The 21,754-nt window shown below is 50.4% G+C and carries 23 protein-coding genes and 1 pseudogene; 1 reads left to right on the top strand and 23 read right to left on the bottom strand.

Annotated elements, in window-relative coordinates:
• Nucleotide 1 precedes the first annotated feature (1 nt).
• The 23 genes and pseudogenes from lpxA to ACXAFR_RS13225 all read right to left on the bottom strand — a co-directional run.
• Nucleotides 2-772: an acyl-ACP--UDP-N-acetylglucosamine O-acyltransferase gene (gene lpxA / locus ACXAFR_RS13115; protein ID WP_475177568.1), complete on the bottom strand. Its 771-nt coding sequence runs from the start codon at nucleotides 770-772 to the stop codon at nucleotides 2-4.
• An 11-nt stretch (nucleotides 773-783) separates the two neighbouring features.
• The gene (gene fabZ, locus ACXAFR_RS13120) at nucleotides 784-1,221 is read right to left on the bottom strand and encodes a 3-hydroxyacyl-ACP dehydratase FabZ (RefSeq protein WP_475177571.1); all 438 of its coding nucleotides are present in this window, start codon (nucleotides 1,219-1,221) and stop codon (nucleotides 784-786) included.
• Between the two features lie 26 nt (nucleotides 1,222-1,247).
• Entirely contained in the window at nucleotides 1,248-2,294 is a 1,047-nt protein-coding gene (lpxD, locus tag ACXAFR_RS13125) for a UDP-3-O-(3-hydroxymyristoyl)glucosamine N-acyltransferase (RefSeq protein ID WP_475177572.1), read from the bottom strand.
• A 62-nt stretch (nucleotides 2,295-2,356) separates the two neighbouring features.
• Nucleotides 2,357-2,866 carry an OmpH/Skp family outer membrane protein gene (locus tag ACXAFR_RS13130; RefSeq protein WP_475177574.1) on the bottom strand — a complete coding sequence of 170 codons (510 nt, stop codon included), beginning with the start codon at nucleotides 2,864-2,866 and terminating at the stop codon, nucleotides 2,357-2,359.
• Between the two features lie 40 nt (nucleotides 2,867-2,906).
• A complete protein-coding gene (gene bamA / locus ACXAFR_RS13135; protein ID WP_475177575.1) occupies nucleotides 2,907-5,480 on the bottom strand; it encodes an outer membrane protein assembly factor BamA in 2,574 nt (857 codons plus the stop codon).
• A 115-nt stretch (nucleotides 5,481-5,595) separates the two neighbouring features.
• Nucleotides 5,596-6,951, bottom strand: coding sequence for an RIP metalloprotease RseP (gene rseP / locus ACXAFR_RS13140; RefSeq protein WP_475177578.1), 1,356 nt, complete (start codon nucleotides 6,949-6,951; stop codon nucleotides 5,596-5,598).
• A 206-nt stretch (nucleotides 6,952-7,157) separates the two neighbouring features.
• Nucleotides 7,158-8,369 carry a 1-deoxy-D-xylulose-5-phosphate reductoisomerase gene (gene ispC / locus ACXAFR_RS13145; protein ID WP_475177580.1) on the bottom strand — a complete coding sequence of 404 codons (1,212 nt, stop codon included), beginning with the start codon at nucleotides 8,367-8,369 and terminating at the stop codon, nucleotides 7,158-7,160.
• A gap of 15 nt (nucleotides 8,370-8,384) precedes the next feature.
• Nucleotides 8,385-9,212 (bottom strand): phosphatidate cytidylyltransferase, encoded by an 828-nt coding sequence (locus tag ACXAFR_RS13150; RefSeq protein WP_475177583.1) that lies wholly within the window; start codon nucleotides 9,210-9,212, stop codon nucleotides 8,385-8,387.
• On the bottom strand, nucleotides 9,205-9,939 hold the full coding sequence (gene uppS / locus ACXAFR_RS13155) for a polyprenyl diphosphate synthase (protein WP_475177585.1): 735 nt from the start codon (nucleotides 9,937-9,939) through the stop codon (nucleotides 9,205-9,207). The genes ACXAFR_RS13150 and uppS overlap by 8 nt, the downstream gene beginning before the upstream one ends.
• Nucleotides 9,940-9,978: 39 nt before the next feature.
• The gene (frr, locus tag ACXAFR_RS13160; RefSeq protein ID WP_475177587.1) at nucleotides 9,979-10,536 is read right to left on the bottom strand and encodes a ribosome recycling factor; all 558 of its coding nucleotides are present in this window, start codon (nucleotides 10,534-10,536) and stop codon (nucleotides 9,979-9,981) included.
• Nucleotides 10,537-10,553: 17 nt separating this feature from the next.
• Complete coding sequence (gene pyrH / locus ACXAFR_RS13165) at nucleotides 10,554-11,309, bottom strand: UMP kinase (RefSeq protein WP_475177589.1); 756 nt, start codon at nucleotides 11,307-11,309, stop codon at nucleotides 10,554-10,556.
• A gap of 107 nt (nucleotides 11,310-11,416) precedes the next feature.
• A complete protein-coding gene (gene tsf / locus ACXAFR_RS13170) occupies nucleotides 11,417-12,289 on the bottom strand; it encodes a translation elongation factor Ts (protein ID WP_475177591.1) in 873 nt (290 codons plus the stop codon).
• Between the two features lie 110 nt (nucleotides 12,290-12,399).
• Nucleotides 12,400-13,149, bottom strand: a complete 750-nt coding sequence (rpsB, locus tag ACXAFR_RS13175; RefSeq protein WP_475177592.1) for a 30S ribosomal protein S2 — start codon at nucleotides 13,147-13,149, stop codon at nucleotides 12,400-12,402.
• 349 nt (nucleotides 13,150-13,498) lie between these two features.
• Nucleotides 13,499-14,005 carry a hypothetical protein gene (locus ACXAFR_RS13180; protein WP_475177594.1) on the bottom strand — a complete coding sequence of 169 codons (507 nt, stop codon included), beginning with the start codon at nucleotides 14,003-14,005 and terminating at the stop codon, nucleotides 13,499-13,501.
• A 31-nt stretch (nucleotides 14,006-14,036) separates the two neighbouring features.
• On the bottom strand, nucleotides 14,037-14,255 hold the full coding sequence (locus ACXAFR_RS13185) for a hypothetical protein (protein WP_475177595.1): 219 nt from the start codon (nucleotides 14,253-14,255) through the stop codon (nucleotides 14,037-14,039).
• A 13-nt stretch (nucleotides 14,256-14,268) separates the two neighbouring features.
• A complete protein-coding gene (locus ACXAFR_RS13190; protein WP_475177596.1) occupies nucleotides 14,269-14,559 on the bottom strand; it encodes a hypothetical protein in 291 nt (96 codons plus the stop codon).
• 167 nt (nucleotides 14,560-14,726) lie between these two features.
• Nucleotides 14,727-15,179: an HNH endonuclease signature motif containing protein gene (locus ACXAFR_RS13195; protein WP_475177598.1), complete on the bottom strand. Its 453-nt coding sequence runs from the start codon at nucleotides 15,177-15,179 to the stop codon at nucleotides 14,727-14,729.
• Between the two features lie 524 nt (nucleotides 15,180-15,703).
• Nucleotides 15,704-15,937, bottom strand: a complete 234-nt coding sequence (locus tag ACXAFR_RS13200) for a hypothetical protein (protein ID WP_475177600.1) — start codon at nucleotides 15,935-15,937, stop codon at nucleotides 15,704-15,706.
• A 105-nt stretch (nucleotides 15,938-16,042) separates the two neighbouring features.
• A complete protein-coding gene (locus tag ACXAFR_RS13205) occupies nucleotides 16,043-16,987 on the bottom strand; it encodes a ParB/Srx family N-terminal domain-containing protein (RefSeq protein ID WP_475177602.1) in 945 nt (314 codons plus the stop codon).
• A gap of 851 nt (nucleotides 16,988-17,838) precedes the next feature.
• Nucleotides 17,839-18,327 (bottom strand): hypothetical protein, encoded by a 489-nt coding sequence (locus tag ACXAFR_RS13210; protein WP_475177603.1) that lies wholly within the window; start codon nucleotides 18,325-18,327, stop codon nucleotides 17,839-17,841.
• Between the two features lie 51 nt (nucleotides 18,328-18,378).
• The gene (locus tag ACXAFR_RS13215) at nucleotides 18,379-18,960 is read right to left on the bottom strand and encodes a recombinase family protein (protein WP_475177606.1); all 582 of its coding nucleotides are present in this window, start codon (nucleotides 18,958-18,960) and stop codon (nucleotides 18,379-18,381) included.
• A gap of 512 nt (nucleotides 18,961-19,472) precedes the next feature.
• Nucleotides 19,473-20,519 (bottom strand): tyrosine-type recombinase/integrase, encoded by a 1,047-nt coding sequence (locus ACXAFR_RS13220; protein WP_475177661.1) that lies wholly within the window; start codon nucleotides 20,517-20,519, stop codon nucleotides 19,473-19,475.
• 69 nt (nucleotides 20,520-20,588) lie between these two features.
• Nucleotides 20,589-20,774 (bottom strand): annotated as a pseudogene (locus ACXAFR_RS13225) (DUF6538 domain-containing protein); the annotation flags it as partial.
• Between the two features lie 209 nt (nucleotides 20,775-20,983).
• Here ACXAFR_RS13225 and map point away from each other — a divergent pair.
• Nucleotides 20,984-21,754, top strand: a complete 771-nt coding sequence (gene map, locus ACXAFR_RS13230) for a type I methionyl aminopeptidase (protein ID WP_475177608.1) — start codon at nucleotides 20,984-20,986, stop codon at nucleotides 21,752-21,754.

Below are 21,754 nucleotides of genomic sequence, written 5' to 3' on the forward strand. Positions count from 1 at the left end.
ACTACCGAGTAATTCCGCGAGTGGAGTTGCGTACGGAATCTACCAACGGGCGCAACGCCTCACAGCCGGCAACTTCTTGATCCAGCTCATCGAGCGCTTGCGCGACCGTCAGACCACGACGGTAAATGGTTTTGAAGGCCCGCTGAATTGTCGCAATGGTTTCTTTTTCAAAACCGCGACGCCTCAGCCCCTCCGCATTGATACTCTTTGCGGCAGCGGGGTTGCCCGTCACCATCACGTACGCTGGAACATCTTTGCCAATGCCCGCCCCCATGCCGGTGAACGCATGCTCGCCAACATGGCAGAACTGGTGAATCAGAGAATATCCGCCCAAATTTGCCCAGTTGCCCAAGTGAACATGCCCCGCCAAAGAGGCATTATTCGCCATAATGCAGTGATCGCCGATCACACTGTCGTGACCAACATGGACGTATGCCATCAACAGATTCTTATTACCAATCGTTGTTTCAGCTCTGTCTTGCACCGTTCCGCGATGCAAGGTAACCCCCTCACGCACGGTATTGTTATCTCCAAGCACCAAACGTGTTGGTTCGCCTTTATATTTTAGGTCTGGAGGAGCTTCTCCCAGCGTCGCAAACTGAAAAATATGGTTATTACTGCCAATGACCGTTCTGTCGCGAATGATGACATGAGATTCGATGCGAGTATTGTCGCCGATGACAACATCAGGCCCGATAATGGTCCAGGGCCCGATTGAAACACCCTCCCCTATTGAGGCGGAAGGATCGATAATTGCGCGGGGATCAATCAATGGAAATGCCCTTACACTTTCCGATCAGCACAGAGAATGGTGGCCGCTGCAGCCAGATTATCGTCTACTGTCGCTTTGCATTCGAACTTCCAAATGCCACGCCGCTCTGAGACGATCCGAGATTCCAGATCCAGACGATCACCGGGTATAACCTGCCGTTTAAAACGCACATTGTCAGCGCCGGCGAATAAATAAATAGAACCGTCGGCGGGAGTTTTTCCCACAGTTTTAAAACCGAGAATGCCAGCAGACTGAGCCATTGCTTCCACAATCATCACACCGGGAAAGATCGGCGCCTGAGGAAAATGGCCATTGAAAATGTCTTCATTAATGGAAACATTCTTATAGGCTTTAATGTATTCACCTTCCACAAGCTCAACCACCCGATCAACCAGCAAAAACGGATAGCGATGCGGGAGGTACTCACGGATCTCGTTAGTTCCCATCATTGGCTTTGCCTTAACTTACGAAATTTCTAACTCTTTTTGTTATCCGGCGATACCAACTTTTTTTCAAGGGTTGTCAGTCGCGAATAAATTTTATCCAGCTGCCCAAAGCGTATTGCATTTTTACGCCAGGTCGCACTGGGGGCCGCCAGTATACCCGAAGAATAAGACCCCGGCTCGTCTATCGATCGATTCACAAAGGTCGTACCACTGATCTGAACGTGATCAGCAATGGTCAGATGGCCTGCAATGCAAGCGGCACCCCCGATAAGACAGTGTTTGCCTACCGTTGTACTACCCGCAATACCCGCGCATCCAGCAATGGCAGTATAGTCACCAATTTTGACGTTGTGCGCGATTTGGACTTGATTATCGATAATGACGCCGTTACCAACGAGCGTGTCATCGAGTGCGCCCCGATCCACAGTAGTACAAGCGCCGATCTCTACGTCATCGCCAATAATAACGCCACCAAGCTGGTGAATCTTAACCCAGCGCCCAGCGCCCGGTGCAAACCCAAAGCCGTCGGCACCTATCACACAACCACTGTGCAGAGTGACTCTACAGCCGATAGCAACACCGTGATAAACCGTCACGTTGGCGTATAACCGAGATCCTTCACCGATAACCGAATCACGACCGACCACCGACCCAGGCCCGATGATCGCACCATCACCGATTTCGGCACCTGGTTGAATAACCGCATTAGGGCCTATCGCAACCTCTTTACCGATACGCGCGTTATCAGCCACATAGGCGGTGGCGTCAGTGCCCATTGGCACCAAGCCGGCAGGCTGGAAAACCTCGGTGAGTTTGGCGTAAGCCAGGTACGGATTTTTAACCAGAATTCGATTTCCGGAAAATTTATCGTCTAAATCGGGTGACAGAATGACAGCCCCAGCCTGGGTAGAATCCAAATACTTCTGGTAGGCAGGGTTAGCAAGAAAGGTGAGCTGGTCGCTGCGAGCAGCTTGCAAGGTGTTTAAGCCGCGAATGGGATACTTTTTATCTCCGCGCAGATCACCTTCAACCAGAGCCGCCAAGTCCCCTAGTAGGTGGTCTTTCTCCGCGGACATATACTGAACTCCATTGGCTGTTGCCTCGATGAACCGAGACAACAGAATATGAGACTGGGGTCTTACTTGCCGTTAAGCTTTTTGGTAATTTCTGGCGTCAAATCAAAATCAGGTGTCGCAAAGTATGCCGTACTGGCATCAAGCACCAGCCCAAAATCACCTGTACCGACCAAATCGCTCAACGCTTGCTTGGCCGCTTCACCCTGCTGCTGCATGATAGTCTGAATAACACCATTGCGCTCGGCCTTGAGCTTTTCAGCGGCCAGTTTGAGATCAGCGCTTTTGTATTCCACATTTTTACGATGGGCAGCACGCTGCTCTTCCGACCAGGTCATGCCATTAGTTTTGGCGTCTTTGTCGAGATTCATCAGATCAGCACGGAGGCTTTCGAACTTTGCTTTCATAGCAGCAAATTCAGAATTGTCTTCCAGAGCCTTCAACTGCTTTTGAGCTGCGTCTGTCTGAATGATGGCTGCCTGCATATTGACGATGACAACCTTGCCTGCCGCCAGTGTTGACGAAGAAAACAAGCCAACAAGTGCGACGGCTAAAAGGGTCTTAATTACTTTCACGGTAGTACTCCAATAAAATCCGTTTACGGATTGCTATCAATTAGAAGGCAGTTCCCAGTGAGAACTGGAAGAACTCAGGGTCGTCATATTCGTTTTCTTTGATCGGCTTGGCGATACTAAACGTCAGCGGACCAAAGCCGGTAATCCAGGTAACACCGATACCTGCGGACATACTGAGCTTATTCAAATCAACATCATAACAATTGAGCTGATACTCGCCACAATCTGTGTCGAAAACGTTACCCGCATCAATAAAGAATGCCGATTGTAGAGAGCGCTGATCCTTAATAAAAGGCATCGGGAAGAGCACTTCGACACTGGCTTCAACCAAGATATTTCCGCCAAACGGGTCATCGTCATCGCCGGGAATGCTGGTCGCCAACTTACCATCCTCGCCCAGTAGATACGTAGGATCATCGTAATCCCCTTCAGACGTATCGATATACGAATAGCCGTAATCGTAGACCTCTGCTGGAGTTGCCAATGGGCCCAGGGTATTCCGCTTGAAGCCGCGAACAGAACCAAATCCACCAGCATAAAAATGCTCGAAGAAAGGCAATTCCTCAGTATCACCGTAGGAGCCCGCATATCCCAGCTGAGTTCGCAGTCTCAAGGTAAGACTGTCCGTCAGGGGGCGGAAATACTGTCCATTGTAGATCAATTTCCAATATTCCAAATCGCCGCCCGGCAAGCTGATTTCAGCAGACACAGATTGCGACGCACCGCGGGTGGCCAAACGACCGCGGTTGAGCGTCGACTGGCTCCAGGATCCATTCAGGTTGAAAATATTAAAGCTGTCACCGTGAACATCGATCCAGCCTGTCGGAGAATCCACGTTATACGAGGAGGTGGAATCGTAAGCCGTACGTTCGGCTGTTAAATCACAGTCCTGATAGGAAGAGCTTGAATAGCAGCTGTCGTAATAGAGATCTTCATCTACGACATAATCAATGCCACTGCGATAGCGTGGTGATCCGATAATTTCTTGAACAGCATAATCACCGGTTTCAATGGATATATGAGAATAACCAACCCCAAAATTTAGGCGCTCAATTTCAGAAATCGGGTAACCAAAGTTTACATTACCACCAAACGAATCCGTGGTGTAACTCGATACGTTAACTTCATCGAAGTTACGTTCGCGGAAGAAGACGTTAAAGCCGCGGCTCACACCGTCCGGAGTAAAATACGGGTCTGTATAGTTAAAACTGTAGACTGTCTGGTAGGTCGACGTACTGACATTAAAGCCGACGCTCTTACCGGTACCAAACCAGTTGCTCTGCTGAATATTCGCACCCAGCACGAATCCGGATCCCTGCGCATAGCCAAAGCTCGCGCCGATACTGCCCGAAGGTTGTTCTTCTACCGTATATTCAACATCCACCTGATCCTGCGACCCAGGAACTTCGTTGGTAGCAACCTCAACCTGCTTAAAGTAGCCTAAACGCTCCAGGCGAACTTTTGAGTTTTCTATGCGAGCGGTTGACGCAGAGCCGCCTTCCATTTGGCGCATTTCACGGCGCAAAACCTCATCCGCAGTCTTGGTGTTGCCACGGAAGTCGATACGACGAACATAAGCACGCTCACCAGGATTCATGAAAAATGTGACCTTAACCGTATGGTCTTCTTCATTCAGCTCTGGAATACCCCGGACTTCCGCAAAGGTGTACCCTTCGTTACCCAATCTTCGAGTAATATAGTCAGAGGTGGTAGTCATCAGCACCTGTGAAAAGGTTTGTCCATCCCGCAGCAAAAACAGTCGCTCGATCTGCTCTTCAGGTACCACTGGATCTCCCGCCAATTCGACAGAGTCCACGGTATAGACGTCACCTTCAGAAATGTTGACCGTAATAAAGACGTTTTCTTTGTCAGGGCTGAGAGACACCTGAGTAGAATCCACGGCGAATTCCAAATACCCGCGATCCAAATACCAGGATTCCAAACGCTCGATATCGCCAGTTAACTTCTCACGGGAATAGCGATCATTACTGTTCAACCAGGACAACCAACCCGTGGTTTTCAGTTCGAACAAATCCGTCAATTCCTCATCGGAGAACTTACCGTTGCCCACGATATTGATATGCTTGATTTTGGCAACCGTCCCCTCGTCAACCAAAACTTTGATCTTGACCTGATTGCGCGGCAACTCTTCAACTTCTGTCTCTACCTTGGCGCTGTAACGCCCCTGAGAAACGTATTGACGCTCCAGCTCACGAGACAGCCCCTCAAGGGTCGCCTGCTTGAAAATCTGACCTTCGGACAAGCCATTGTCGTTCATGCCCTGTTCGAGATCTTCTGTCTTAATCGCCTTGTTACCTTCGATTTCAATCTCGCTGATTGCCGGCCGCTCTAAAAGAGCAATGACCAGGACATCGTCGTCTCTCCCGATCCGAATATCGGCGAAATAACCGGTCTGGAACAGGGACCGGGTCGCGTTCTGGATATCCAAGGTATCCACCGACTGCCCGACCTGAATCGGCAAGGCGGCAAATACAGTACCCGCAGAAACCCGCTGCAAGCCCTCGAGCCGGATATCATTAATCTGGAAACTCTGAGCAAAGGCGACAACAGGGGCCAGGGCCCACAACAAAACAAAAAAACGAAAACGCTGCATATATGCTTTCTGGCTTATTTTTCAAATAAGCTCATTTGTCTCAACCGATAGTATTTCGCTGAGAAAAAAGAGCCAAAAGGATCAACTACCTTTATGGGAAGTGTTTCTGAAGTACTTAGAGGCGCATCACATCGTTATACAATGCGACGATCATTAATCCGGCAACCAAGACTAGGCCAACTTGATATCCCGCCATTTGTACCTTCTCGGAAACCGGACTGCCCTTGATGGCTTCTATGGCGTAATACAATAAATGGCCACCATCTAGAACAGGAATTGGCAACAGATTGAACACTCCGAGACTAATGCTCAATAGAGCAAGAAATCCGACGTAGTAGTTCATTCCGGCCTTGGCTGATTCCCCCGCCACCTTGGCAATGGTGATGGGACCGCTGAGATTTTTTGTCGAAATCTCACCCAACAAAAGCTTTTTAAGAGACAACAGGACAAAGGTGGAAGTTTCCCAAGTCTTGTCCACGGCCTGCTGTAAAGCAGAAAAAAGAGAGTATTCTTGATGCCTTAGCATGTCCGCTGGCCACTCAGGGCGCTTGGGCATAATACCGATTTGCCCCTGACGTGCGCCATCTTCATCAATAACCCCGAGCGTTGTCAGCGCGACGGTATGCTCCGATCCGTCCCGCAGATAGTGAATTTGCATGGTCTCTTCGGGGCGCGCCTTTACGTAATCAACCAGCCCATTCCATGTTTCAATCGTACGGTCATCAATACCAACTATCGTATCGCCCTGGGCCAAACCTGCGGCTTGTGCGGGACTGCCCTCCATCACCTGGGCAATGATTGGCTCAAGTTTTGGTTGCCACAGCGTTAAACCCAGCCCGCCGACGGGATCTGGCTCCTCTTCACCTTTCAGCCAATTATTCAATTCGGCTTCCGATTCGTAACGCAGCGAAGAGTCCTTGTAGCGAGTAACAAAGGTTATCGGACCGGATTCCCCTAGACGGTGTAACAGTGCGCGGTTCAGATCTTGCCAGGTGTGGACTGGCTCACCATCAACAGCGACGATTTCCTGATTAGCTTCGAGCCCTGCCTGATCGGCAACAGACCCAGATTCAACGGCACCAATGACCGGCGCGATATCCGTGGTGCCGGGCATTAACATGACCCAAAAGAGCACAATCGCAAGAATAAAATTAGCAACCGGGCCCGCGACGACGATCAGCATGCGCTGCCACACGGATTTGCGATTGAACGCCATGTGAAGCTGCTCTTCTGGAACGTCCCCTTCCCGCTCGTCGAGCATTTTGACGAAACCACCTAGGGGAATACCAGCGATGGTGTAATCGGTGCCGGACTTATCCGTCCAGGTATATAGGGGCTTGCCGAAACCGACTGAAAAACGGAGGACTTTTACGCCGCAGCGACGCGCCAGGTAAAAATGGCCAAATTCGTGAAACGTGACCAGCACGCCCAAGGCGACCAAAAACCAGACGATCGTTAACAGACTTTCCACTCTCTCTTACCTTTCGTAAAGATACCCGTTGTACAAAGTATAAACGGGTCATCTGTTGAATACCTTTTGTCGAGCCTTCCCGATTCGGCGATTCAAACAACGTCAGCTGTCACAATAATCCTTTTGTGTGCATCATACCTCAAACCATGCCCCTGAGCTGTACCAATCTTGCGACAAATACCCCCTCACAGAGCCAGTGAACGGCCTCAGTGGCGGCACTCTAACTGACTTAACCGCTCTCGGGCAAGGTTCCTGGCAGCCATATCAATACTTTGAACCTGATCTAGATCCTCGGGTTCGCGATGATCCGTGCGCTCAAGCACCCATTCGATCAACTGCACAATACCTGTGTAAGGAACTCTCTCTGCAAGAAAGGCTTCCACCGCAATTTCGTTGGCGGCATTTAAGGCAATGGGCAGTGAACCGCCACGTCTTGACGCCTCAATCGCTAACCGCAACCCTGGAAAGCGCTCAAAATCGGGCGCTTCAAAATCTAACCGGCCGACTTGAGTCAAGTCGAGGGGTCCAACGCCCGATGGAATGCGCTGCGGCCACGCCAATACATGGGCAATCGGAATGCGCATGTCTGGTTGCCCCATCTGCGCCAATACCGAGCCATCATTATACTGCACCATGGAGTGCACGATACTTTGTGGGTGAATCACTATATCCATGGCGTCAACACCGGCTGAAAACAACCAGCGAGCTTCTATGTACTCCAAACCTTTATTCAGCATGGTGGCGGAATCGACGGAAATCTTTCTGCCCATTGACCAATTGGGATGAGCACAAGCCTGATCCGGCGTAACTTGCGCCAAATCCGCTAATGGCGTTGTACGTAGAGGCCCTCCCGATCCGGTAAGGATAAGCTTACTCACCCCCAGCTCGGCCAAATTAACTTGGGTCGAAGGCGGAGCGAGACACTGGAAAATAGCATTGTGCTCACTATCCACAGGCAAAAGACACGCACCACTGGCAGCCACAGCGTCCATAAATAACTGACCCGCCATAACCAAAGATTCTTTGTTCGCTAGCAGCACTTTTTTGCCGGCGGTTACCGCCGCCAGGGTTGGCGACAAACCCGCAGCCCCCACTATCGCTGCCATCACTGTATCGACACGTTCACAGCGACTAACAGCAATCAGCCCTTCGGCACCGCTGAGAACCTGAGTCTCGGAACCGGCAGCCTGCAGTTTGCTCCGCAACTCATCTGCGCGATCTGGACATAACATCACAGCAACAGACGGATGAAATTGTAAGCACTGCTGAAACAGCTTATCGACACTTTGGTGCGCCGTTAGCGCATACACCGAAAGCACTCCGGGATAGCGCTGAATAACATCCAGCGTACTTTCACCAATGCTGCCGGTCGAGCCAAGAATCGTGATGGATTGGGGGCGAGGACAAGAATCGTTCATAAGTTTCCGGGCGGGCTAAAACTGCCAGCCTGTAAGTACAATAATCAGTGCAAAAACCGGCGCTGCAGCCGTGATTCCATCCATGCGATCGAGAAAACCGCCGTGCCCTGGCAACAGATTGCTGCTGTCTTTTAGGCCTCTCTGCCGTTTGAACATGCTCTCCGACAAATCGCCCAACACCGAAAACAAACTGGCTGCGGCAAAAAGGAGGAAGAGCGTCCAACCGCCGCCGTATAAGAGGAAAACGACGGCAGCCAATATCATGCAGCAAACGAAACCACCGTAGAGCCCCTCCCAGGATTTTCCGGGACTCACCCGAGGCGCAAGCTTACGACGCCCGATAGATTTACCGACAAAATACGCACCAGTATCCGAGACAGCAACAGCCGCTATATTAAGCACAATTAACCAGCGCCCATGGGGCTGGCTGTGTAGATAAATCAGAGCCAACCAAGCCGGTACGAGCACTAATACTCCGGCCAGTATCTTTACCGGAGGCTTGTTCCAGACAGACACCAAACGCGGATAATTGCGAACCCAAACATACGCCAACAACCACCAGAACGTGGTAACAAGGAGAATGATCTGCACGGAAAACCGGTCAAATGTGTCTTCACCGACGCCAACCTGAAACCCCGTTAGAAGCGTCAAAACGGCAATCACCAGCGCGTAGACACAGCGGGCGAACTGGGATTCCAATCCCGCTAAATTTGCCCACTCCCAGGCACAGACAACCAAGACAGCTCCGACCAGCACAGCGAATGCACTGGTCGGCAGAAAAAAAAGCATGGCCAGAAACAGCAGCGCCATGGATACACCGGTAATTAACCGTTGTTTAAGCACTGCCCAGTCCTTGCACCACCTGCTCAGAAGTTTTTCCAAAGCGCCGTTGACGGCGATGGAAATCGGCTACCGCCTCCGCAAGCGCTTCGGAGCCAAAATCCGGCCAAAATAGATCTGTAAAATAAAGCTCGCTATAAGCCGCCTGCCACAGGAGAAAGTTACTGATGCGATGCTCTCCACCTGTTCGAATCAACAGATCGAGCGGAGGATAATCCGCCAAAGCCGTAAAATCATGCAATGAGGATTCATCAAATTCATCGAGGGACATTTCACCCTGATTGGCCTTCTCGGCAAGCTGCCGTGCGGCATTGGCGATATCCCAACGGCCGCCATAATCCGCGGCAATCACCAAGGTCGTGGCACCGGTACTCGCAATTTTCTCCGCGTCAGCGATCGCCTTGCGGATTTTGTCGCTAAACCGATCTCTTCGACCAATAACCTTGAGTCGCACGCCCTCTTTATCGAGCTTGACCGCCTCCCTCTTCAGATAGGTCAAAAACAGCGTCATAAGCGCATCGACTTCACGCCGAGGCCGCTGCCAATTTTCGGAACTGAATGCGAATACGGTCAAAACTTCGACACCATACTCCCGACAGGCCGTCATTACTTCACGGATTTTTTCAACACCTGCGCGATGACCATGATGACCAGCTTTACCGCGCTCCTTGGCCCAGCGATTGTTTCCATCCATGATGATGGCGATGTGACGCAGAGAGTTATCACTCACAATAAACTCCCGCGACCGCTTGCTTACTTGTTGCCAACATCAGATTTCCATCAGGTCCTTTTCTTTTACCGCCAGAGCGGCATCAACCTGGGCGACGTATTTGTCGGTGATTTTCTGCACATCGTCCTGCGCGCGACGATCTTCATCTTCGCTGATCTCTTTCTCTTTCAAAAGATCTTTAAGGTTGCTGATGGCATCACGACGAATGTTGCGAATCGATACCCGAGCAGACTCGGCTTCATTGCGCGCCTGTTTAATATAGCCCTTTCGAGTCTCTTCTGTGAGCGGTGGCATTGGGATTCGCATCAAATCCCCGGTGGTTACGGGATTCAAGCCCAAATCTGACTTCATAATGGCTTTTTCAATCTCGGGAACCAATTGTTTTTCCCAGGGACTCACCGACAGCGTCCGGGCATCTAACACAGATACACTGGCCACCTGGGCCAGTGGAGTATCCGCACCATAGTACTTAACGGTAATCCCATCCAATAAGCTTGGGTGGGCTCGTCCGGTGCGAATCTTGTTGAAGTTATTGCCCAGCGCCTCGATAGCTTTGGCCATACGATCTGTGGCTTCTTCTTTGATATCGTCAATCATTGAGAGCTCCCTAGTTATTACTCAGCGTCGTTGCGCTCGACGATTGTGGTGCCTTCATCCTCGCCTTTGATGATGTTCAACAGCGCGCCTTGCTTGTTCATACGAAACACCCGTACCGGCATTCTATGATCTCGGACCAGACAAATTGCGGTCAAATCCATAACACCCAACTTACGATCGAGCACTTCGTCGTAGGTGAGAGTTTCATAGCGGGTAGCATCAGGATTCTTCATGGGGTCTTCGGTATAGACGCCATCCACTTTTGTCGCCTTCAGCACGATATCGGCTTCGATTTCAATGCCTCGCAAGCAAGCCGCTGAATCTGTGGTAAAGAAGGGGTTGCCTGTACCCGCGGAAAAAATCACCACTTCGCCCTGCTCCAAAAAGCGAATGGCGCCGCGACGATCATAGTGTTCGACCACCCCACTCATGGGAATCGCAGACATTACTCTAGAGGAAATATTACTGCGCTCTAACGCATCACGCATAGCCAGGGCGTTCATTACCGTCGCCAGCATACCCATGTGGTCACCGGTGACTCGGTCCAGCCCTGCAGCATTGAGCGCCGCCCCACGAAACAGATTGCCGCCACCAATGACCAGTCCTACCTGGACACCGATGCCGACCAGCTGCCCGATTTCCAGGGCCATCTTGTCCAGCACTTTAGGATCGATACCGAAGTTTTCCGACCCCATTAATTCTTCACCGCTGAGTTTCAGCAGAATACGTTTGTATTTCTTTTCACGACCCGTCGACACAGACTCTTTCTCCATTATCACCTACTGGTAGAAAACGGCGGTGAGTGTATCAGAAAAAAAGGCGGAGTGAGTGCCACCCCGCCTTTCTATTGTCAGTCTAGATCGGTTGATAACCGGATCGATTACTGCTTGTTCGCTGCCTGAACCTGCGCAGCCACTTCGCTGGCAAAATCAGTTTCTTCTTTCTCAATACCTTCACCCACTTCCAAACGGATGAAATCGAGAATTTTGGCACCTGCATCTTTCACCAGCTTACCAACGGTAACGTCAGGATCCTTAACGAAAGGCTGCTCAGTCAGACTGTTCTCTTTCAAGAACTTGTTAATACGACCGACCATCATCTTTTCAACGATGTTGTCAGGCTTGCCTTCCATATCGGGCTGCGCCTTGATGATGTCCTTTTCTTTCTCCAGAACCTCTGCCGGCATATCTTCAGGACTGGTAACACGAGGATTCACTGCAGCGATGTGCATGGCAACGTCTTTAGCGACGTCTGCGTTACCGCCTTCCAGCTTGACCAAAACCGCGATGCGATTGTTAGAGTGAACGTAACCACCGATCACACCACCCTCAAACAACTGTACGCGACGCAAACCGATATTTTCACCGATTTTCTGTACCAACCCCTGACGAGTCTCATCGAGACCACCGTTCAGCAGCGCTTGCACATCATCACTTTTGGCGTCATATGCAGCATCCAAACAGGTGCTTACGAAACCCAAGAAATTCTGGTCACGAGCCGCGAAGTCGGTTTCAGAGTTCACTTCAACAGCGGCAGCAAAGCCATTGTCATCGGCGATTTTAATAGCCACAACACCTTCAGCCGCAGTACGACCCGCCTTTTTCTCTGCCTTCAGACCAGAAGCCTTACGCAGATTCTCAATCGCCACGTCGATATCACCACCGGCTTCTTGCAGTGCTTTTTTGCACTCCATCATGCCCAGACCGGTGCGCTCACGAAGCTCTTTCACCATTGATGCAGATATTGCTGCCATGATTAAAACCCCTATAGTGAATTCTCGTTGAAAAAAGGGGGCATGGCCCCCTTATCGAATCTTTGTCAAAGCACTCTACCGATCATTAGATCGGCAGATACCTTTGCAAATCAGTTAGATGCAGTTTCTTCGTCGTTAATTTCAACGAACTCATCTGCCTGAGGAGCAGCGGTCTGTGAACGCGCAGCACCTTCAAGGCAGGCATCAGCAACCGCAGTTGCGTAAAGTTTAACCGCACGAATGGCGTCGTCGTTACCAGGAATAACGTAGTCGATACCTTCTGGGCTACTGTTGGTGTCAACGATACCAATAACTGGAACGCCCAGTTTGTTCGCTTCTTGAACGGCAATACGCTCATGCTCGACATCGATAACAAACAGCGCATCGGGCAGACCACCCATGTCTTTAATACCACCGATAGACAGATCAAGCTTGTCCTTCATACGAGTGCGCATCAGTGCCTCTTTTTTGGTCAGCTTGTCAAACGTACCGTCGTTTTGCTGAGTTTCCAGCTCGCGGTAGCGGCGAATTGACGCACGAATGGTCTTGTAGTTGGTCAACATACCACCCAGCCAGCGATGGCTAACGAAAGGCATTCCTGCTCTATCGGCCTGCTCACGGATGATTTTAGAGGCAGCACGCTTGGTTCCTACGAACAGAATTTTTTTCTTCTGTGCGGACATTTGCGCGATCACTTCAAGCGCTGCGTTGAACGCAGGCACAGTGTGCTCTAAGTTGATAATGTGGATCTTGTTGCGGGCACCGAAGATGAAACCATCCATTTTCGGATTCCAATAGCGAGTCTGGTGGCCGAAGTGGACACCGGCTTGCAGCATGTCGCGCATACTGATATTTGGCATGATAAATTCCTTGGGTTGAGCCTCCATATATCCCAACGCACCAACCTAAAAATTAGGCACCCAGGTCGCTGTGACGATATATGTGTGACATTACAAATTGACGAATTTCTGATGCTACTGTGAAAATTGACCGCCATAACCGGACAGAAATGACACCCCAGCCACATCAGGGCGCGCTTTATACCATAGTCAACCGGCTAAATAAACTCATTTCATCCCCTATGGATTAATTGGCGCATAGTTTACAAATATGTGTCGTTCTTCAAGAGGCCCGGCTGGTGGGGGCTGTAGAGGTGTCGCTAATTACGATGTTGGAACGTTTGTTGGAACGCTCGCGGGGATTATAACCTTATTCTGAGATGTAGAGCATTAAGTTACGAATTGTGCTCGCTGCCTTCGTGAAGTCACCCTTCAGCAGATCCTCGACGACTTGGTCGCCTACTGTGATCTTACGACGTGTCCTTGGATCGTACCCATCTTGGTAAGGTAGCTCGGGTAAGCGCTTCAGCCTATCAAGGTGCCTGACCTCTTCGTTGATAGCTTGGGCGATCTTAGAGGCTCTCTGGCTTACTGAGCGTATCTTAGCTGGCGCTGGGACAGCTCGACGTACGGCGTTGTAGTCGTTCTTCAAATTGATCAGGGCGACGGTGAAGTCACTTGCAGCTGTGACAAAGTGTGCTATGCCGTTGGCTTTGACGTAGAAGTGTCGGTTCATGCCAAGGTTAAGGATGTCGCTGCCGATCTTGGTATGCCCTAGGTGCTCGGTCAGTTCCTTTTGCAGGGTGGCGAGACTCTTAGCTTTAGCCTTGTAGCCAGTTGCGTCTGCGATTAATTGTTTGGCGTCTTCGAAATCCATGGTGATCTCCTATAAATTGATTGATTGAGTGTTATTTCTTGCCATAGCTAGCTAGGCCAGCGTTGATTGCTGACTGGTAAGTCATCGTCATGCCGTTAATCTCGACGATAGTGTCAGGACGCAGCTCTGTATGTACCTCGCCGTGCGGGCCGCGCTTTAATCTGCTGAAGTCGTTGGCTTGTTCGTTTAGTAGACGCTTAGCTTCTTTGGCCGCGAATACTTCCTCGTTCCATTTTGGGTTGTTTGACATGGTTCTTTCCTCTTTAGTGAATTGTGTCCGAGCCTTCCGACTCTTCTTTGACTTCTTGTTCAATTGTCTCGACTACTTGCTGGCCAGCGTACGCAGCCTTCATTGCTCTTAAATATGTGCGGAGAGCATGGAGCACGATTATCTTGCGAGTAGGGTTTGCTCCTGGGTGGAGGATCGTGCAATAGCTTTCCATCTCATCGACAATCTCTTCGAACTCCAGCTCTAAGCCTTCCTCGCCTATTAAATCGACATCTACTTCGGTCTGCTCTAGTCGCTCTAACATTTTTCTCTCAGCGTCGTCCATTCTGCTCACCTCGCTTAAAACTAAATTCTCTTCGTGCTCTGCGTTTCTCTGCTGTCACGACCTTATCCTCCGCTACAACTTTCTCTAAAGCCGTAGTCATCCTCCGTGCTGCATACTCATCTCGTAGCTGCCAGCCAAATTTCTGCATCGCCATAATAAGTAGCTGCTCATCTGACGCAGCCTCGCCATAAACTTTGCGGTAATATCTGCGAGCATTCTTCAGTAGCGGGAATGGTAATCCTATCGTGCTGCTCATTTAATTCTCCTCTAATCTCCTGTTGATGGGCGTGACGCTTGGCAAGGTTCTCAGCCTTGGTAAGCCACTGAAGGTTACTTGCGCGATTATCTGACACGTCATGGTTTATATGGTCGACCTCTAGCCCTGGCTGATAGCCTTCGACAAAATGCATAGCGACCAGTCTGGACACCTGCTGTCTTGACGACCTGCCATTGAGGTGTAGAGCCACCTGTCGATAACCTTGTCTATTTGGCAGTGACTTTAACTTCCTCCACTTGCAAAGCTTGAAGCTCCACACTTCGCCTTCAGAGGTTACGTAATAGTCGGGCCAGTCGGTTAGCTGCTGGCAGTAGTCTGGATCTGTAATCTGGTTCCAGTTCATGACAGCTCACCTATAACAGAGGCAGCCGACCTCCAGCCTTTGTAGGATCTCACGCTGCCTGATGCGGCCTTTCGGAACGTGGGATAGTCAAAACCTCTAGCCTCACAAAATAGAGGTAGGTCAGTTACCGCCAGCAAGCCGCCTTCAGGGCTGACAAGCCAATAGGTCTTACTCTTCGTACGCGCTGAAACTTTCTTACGTCTCTTCGACGACCTAACTAACTTCAAGTTATTGATATGAGTGTTACGACTGTCACCGTCGATGAAGGTAACGGTCATCGCCTCTTTGAATTCAGGATAAAATAGCCTCGCGACCAGTCTTGAGATTTGAATGGTATGAGCTTTGCCGTTTGTCCATAACACTGCACACGGCTGCTTATTCTTCCCACTAGTCGCTAACCTTTTGTGGCTTCCAGATTTCGATGAGTACACGTTACCGTGATCTGAAACGAAGTAGCCGGGATGGCCGGGTATTGCTTTGATCCTCTCTTTCGACGTCATCATGATAATCTCTCCTGTCTAACGTTAAGCTTCTTGCGACCCATGGTCACCCACAGTCGACTTAATGATCCCTTCCCTGACCGCGGTAGCGACAAGTGAACTAATCGCCGTTGAGCGAGACACAGGGCCACCTAGAGCCTCCTGAAGCTGCTCCTGGTAAACTGCAAGCGAGCTGAGGGTCGTTGCCCTGAAGTTGATCGACAGGTTAGAGATAGGATTGGTGGCTGTCGCCTTTGTATAAACTTTCTTGGTTGTCATAGGATGTTCTCCTGGTTGTTGATTAAATGGTGTTTCCTCCACATCACTCGAAGTTTTAAAAGGTAAGACGAGGATGTGGTCTTTCTAATATGCGGGTTAATTGAATTAGACGGTCACAGCTATGTCCCCCCCGAATCCTTTATGAACCGCGTTTAGATTGGTTAACACGTCTGCAAACTCTCTTATTTCGTTCTCCACAGCCCCCTGACGCCACGCTGCTCCTACTGCCTCATAGCCACCTGGGAAACTATTTAGGCTCTCCAGCGACTTATGGAACTTCGAGACAGCTGAGGTAAACTCACGGACGACCTGCAGATCACCTTTGGCCTTCTTAGGCTGAGCTGTGGGGGTGGCTTCTGGCTGGGCTTCCGGCTGGGCTGGGGGTGACTTTGGGTTATCTGAGGTCTTAAGAATCTTACCGACGTTCACATTAGTCATACCCATCTTCTTGCCGATCTCAACGTTGCTTAGACCTTCCTCATGAAGGCGTCTGATCTCCGCGTTGCGTTGTTCTGTCTGGGTAGCGACCAGATCTTTCAGTATTCGTCCGGCGTGTTGAGTAGAGACCTGCGCCCAGCGTGCGATAGCGCTGGCGTTGACGACACCAGCTTTCATGAAATCGGGATTCCCACTCTCAGCAATCTGTCGGATCAAGCTACCGATGTCAGCTGGACTTGCTCCCTTACCAGCCTGCTTATTGAATGCGAGACCAGCTAGCTCAGCGTCTGCTATTGTCATGCCCGCATTAACGTTGATTTTGTAAGCCTCGATGCCTGCTTTCTTCATTGCGTGGTATCGGTGGTGTCCATCCACTAGAGTCCACTTACCGTCAATCTCAAAGACTCTTAGAGCTGGAAACCTAGCGTCATCCTCAGTCAGAGCTACGGCGTAACTCTCAACCACTTCAGGGTCTACTCCGGTCCCTTCGTCGACGCCACTTACTCTGGTCTGTTTGAAGTCTGTAATCTTCGACAAGGGTGCGTCGTGGTGCATCTTAGCTTTCTTATTCAGCTCATTGAGCCACTGGGATATATTCTTAAACTCTTGCATGTTCAATCTCCTGATTAACGTTGTGTTACAGGAAGATTAGATTAGGGTGGGCTGGGGGGTCAACCTTTTGTTTAGGTAATTAATTGTTAATGTGAACTAATGAACATTGAGGTTCAATAGTTTAACGCCTGTCACGTTTTATCCCGATAAGTAAATAGGTTTCTATCGGTGGTCTTTGTGCTCAATGCGAAACTAAAGGTTCGATCTGAGCATTAGTGGCTCTGGACAGGCTACAGCTCACGATAAAATCTTGGTCTCTCTACTCTCACTGGTATCTCTCAATCATTATTAATTCATTGTCTATCACTTACAGGGCAGCGCTGTGCTTACCGCGGTAGCTGTCTACACAGCGTTACCTAAGCTCACCTACAGCTACCTACAGCAACCTCAAGCTAACCGACAGCTCTCTAATAAGACGGGCCTTGGGAAGGCTCTGGGAAGGCCCTGGGCTATCGCTGGGTTTCTTTGAGCTGGACTGTGGGTTGTCTTAGGTCTGTAAAGACAGGGCGATTGAAGTGCTCGGAGGAAGCAAGGCCCAGCCCCTCTTGACGGGAGAGACTGAGCATCACCGGAGATACATTACATGACTTGGTGCGAGGAGAGACACACCCATAGAGCTACTCTTTAGAATAGACCTACAACTGTTCTCTATTGATTGATAGGGGATCATAGACCTACAGCAGAGCCTACAGACCTCAGTCTTGCTTAGTCTGACCTTACGACACCTAACGATACATTAAGTCTCTTACAGAAATCTCTCCCCTACTTAAAGTTTTACCTATAGTATATACCTGCCCACTGAAGTAGCGGGTCGATTAAATATTCTCTACAAGCCAGACAGGGCGGGGACTTTAAACCCAGCCCTCATCCCCCCCTTTATCTAGCAGATACGGGGTGACAGATTTGATGTCAAAAGGTCTATGTCCTCTTGACGATACAACCTTGTACCCCCAGACTGAATACTCTCCAGTCGTTATAGATCTCTCTAGCGAGGAGAGCTTCACCCCCTCGTCCTCAGCGAACTGCTTTAAATCCTCAACAAGTCTGGTCTTGCCATTGTAAACGACCAAGTAGGGGTATTCTTTCTCAGGTCCTCGATTAGGGAACACTGAGTCAAGCAGGCCATCTAACGCTCTGTCTACTTTCTTGCCTTCGATGGATAACCTAACGAAGACGCTACCACCGCTGTTCTTCTTACGTGGCTGCAGGGCCTTGGGTGTCTCTCCCTTGATAGACCAAATGACACCATTAGAATCAGCAGCGTATCCTGGGTAGTCTGGAAGCTCCCTTAGACCTCTTGTCGTCTTCCTTGTAGGGGGCCTGGCGTGTTTATGTTTCATATTGTATCTCCTGAGTTTGATAAGTAGCTGTAAAGTAGCGGGTCGATCTATTTAAGCCTTCTGCATCCGCTTAACCGTCGTAGCTGACACGCCCAAACGCTCAGCCGTCTTAGAGATACTCAGGCCCTCAGCCCTTAGCTTCTTCACTGCCTCCGGCGTCGTGGTAGCCTTCCTCCCGAACTTAATGCCTTCAGCCTTGGCTCTCTCCCGACCAGCCTGTGCCCGCTCCATGATCTTCCTGCGCTCCATCTCAGCTATCTTCGACATGATAGTCACCAGAAGCTCTCCAGCGTCAGACGCCAAGTTGACGCCAAGTCTCTCAATGATCACATCGACACCTTTATCTTTGAGCATCTTTAGGTTCTGCTGCACGTCTATGGAGTCACGCCCCAGGCGGTCTATATCGACCGTCACGAGCTTATCGCCCTTGCGGAGGTAGGCAACCATAGCCTTGAACCCAGGACGCTCACATCCCCTTACAGAGCCGCTGACGCCTTCGTCATAGTATTCCTCATCGATGGCATAGGTCTTCGACAGTTCCATCCTCTGGTTCTCTATCGTCTGGTCCTTGGTCGACACCCTGTAATAGGCGATCACCTTCCCGTTAAACTCTTCCTTCAGCTCTACAGCCATAACCGCCCTCCTATCTGGGCCACAAGTCATACACTCAGTATTGTCTAGGGCCACAATTAAATCAATCCACTTGTGGACCGCTTTGAGACACAGTTAACTAATTGGGCTGAAACTGGATATTTGTGGACCGGGAGGATGGCAGGGTTTGCCTCGTCAGCTGTGAGGAGGAAGTAGGTAGACGCTGAGATCAAAGAGTTAGGGGGTGCCGGGGGGAATTCCGAGCGCCGACAAATTTAATAGGGCCGACAATTTTATGACAAAAAAGTTTTGGTATTTAGAATAGGTCGCGAAGGCTAATTAGAGCCTCTGGAGGCCAGAGACCACGGGGGCTGTAGCTCGACTGCCCACCCTACCCGGTACATTGATATTAAATAGATGGGCAGTCAGCCTAAGACGACCCCCAGTCCACCCCCAGTCCACTCACAGTAACCCCCTGTCAAACCCTCTGCAAGGCTCTCTGCTGGCTTCTGTGGGTAGGCTGTAGGTAGGCTTGGGCTGGACTGTAGGATCGCTCAGAGAGGCTTACAGAGGCTTAGCGTGGGTATCTTATCGACCTCTCCCTTTAATGTCTGTAGTAGCTGGCCTCGACTGTACTTGCTGAAGGTGTAGACCACAGTGTGCCCCAAGAGACGCGCAGATACTGTAGGATCGGCCTTAGCTCTCTCAAGATTGGTCGACATATGAACACGGAAGCTATGAAAGCCCCTGTCTCGCCTACTCTCTCCCAGCTTACGCTTCAGCCTGCCAAACTCCTTCGAGTACTTATTACTGGTACGACCATTCGCCAAGGGAACACCAAGCGAGGGAAATAGTAGACCATCAGCCGGGACGCTCTGTGCATAAGACCATAGATCATCGGCTATAGCGTCGTGCAATACGATATCACGCTTGCCGTGTCTGGTCTTAGCTTTAAGGATCTTGAAGTTCACAATACCTTCATCGCGCTGTATCTGGTCTGCCTTCAAGCTGGTTAACTCTTCCAAGCGACAGCCAGTGTAGTAGCCAAGTCGAGGCATTAGATACTTGTACGCCTTCAGGCCTGCACCTCTGTATTGCTCTGTCTCCCTGAATAGACGCTCTATGAAAGCATCCTCGAATAATTGATATTCCGATTCATCGTCTCTATCGAAGGTGTGACCACTGAAGGGGTTACTCTTGTCTCTATCGATCAGCTCGGCCTTACGTGCGACATTGAAGATAGAGCGCAAGTTGGCTATGTGTGCTTGGACAGTTGCTTGCTTATGAGACCCAAGACTCTGGTTAACGAAGCGTACAGCGTCGGACCAAGCGAGACCTGCAAGTGGCGCATCGCTCACCCCCAGAAACCCCAAGTAACACTCAGTCGACCAAGCGGCCTGTCTTAGCGTCGTAGGCTTCAAGCGTCTCTCATTCAATTCACGATACACTTTCAAGGCGTCCTTCAGCGTACCCTTAGATAACTCCGAGTCATGCCCATAGTACAGAGTACGCATAGCTTCACGCTGGGCCAGCTCTTGGTCGTCTCCGGGCTGGTGTCCCGAGTAGGCTTCGAGTGCGGCTTCAAGGTTATCTTGGGACATGCTGTCGTAGAGCTTGAGGTAGAGGCGGTATAGGCTTTGTGCGCTGTCGTCACTTCCCTGGCGCAGCTCAGCTATAGTTCTTCTGTAGGTGGCTAGGAGCTGGTCTCGGAGTAACTGTGCCTTCTGTAGGCTGTCTGTGCCTAGACTCTGCTCTATGGTGGTCTTGCCCTTGAAGGCGTGTTTACAGTCACTGGGTACACGCCATACGAAGTACCAGAGGCGCCGTTTCTTACGGAGGTATTTAGTGTCAGACATGATATAATGATAGGCCAATGTTGCCACGTTTGTTGGAACACGAGACCCCTACAGCCCAGAGATACCGTAGTTACTGGGCCTTCTCGATGTTTGACAAATAATTTACAATTGGCCGCTTGCTGAGCCTGAGGGCTAATCTGGGACGCATCCCCGCCGGTCACCGGATCCCCCGCGCCATCGTAAAGACCCAAGAAGATATCTGACTCCCTATGAATGTAACTCTGAAAACGCCTGATCAGATCGAGAAGATGCGTATCGCCGGCCGTATGGCGGCTGAAGTCCTGGAAATGATAGAAGAATATGTCGTCCCGGGCGTCACGACAGAAGAGCTGGACCGACGCTGTCACGATCACATTGTGAATGTTCAGAAAGCCATTCCCGCCTGCCTGAATTACCGTGGCTTCCCAAAATCGATCTGTACGTCCGTAAACCAGGTTATCTGCCACGGTATCCCCTCAGAGAAGAAGATCCTCAAAGACGGTGACATCATTAATATCGATGTCACCGTGATTTACGATGGCTGGCATGGTGACACCAGCAAAATGTACAGCGTTGGCAAGCTTGCCCCGCACGCTGATCGACTGGTGAAAATCACTCAGGAATGTCTCTATAAAGGGATTGAACTGGTTAAACCCGGCTGTCGCTTGGGCGACATTGGCCATGTCATTCAGCAGCATGCCGAGAAGAACTATTATTCCGTGGTGAGAGAATATTGTGGCCACGGCATTGGTCAGACATTCCACGAAGACCCCCAGGTTTTACATTATGGAAAACCTGATACCGGCATGACCTTGCAGGAGGGTATGACGCTGACCATCGAGCCCATGATTAATGCCGGCAAACCCGGAACCAAGTTGCTCAAAGACGGCTGGACAGTAGAAACACGCGACAAGCGACTATCTGCTCAATGGGAACACACCTTGGCAGTCACTGCGGATGGCGTCGAAGTGCTAACCAAACGCCACGAAGAATCTTTTTAA

The sequence above is a fragment of the Pseudomaricurvus sp. ABR4_320 genome, from assembly GCF_056159445.1.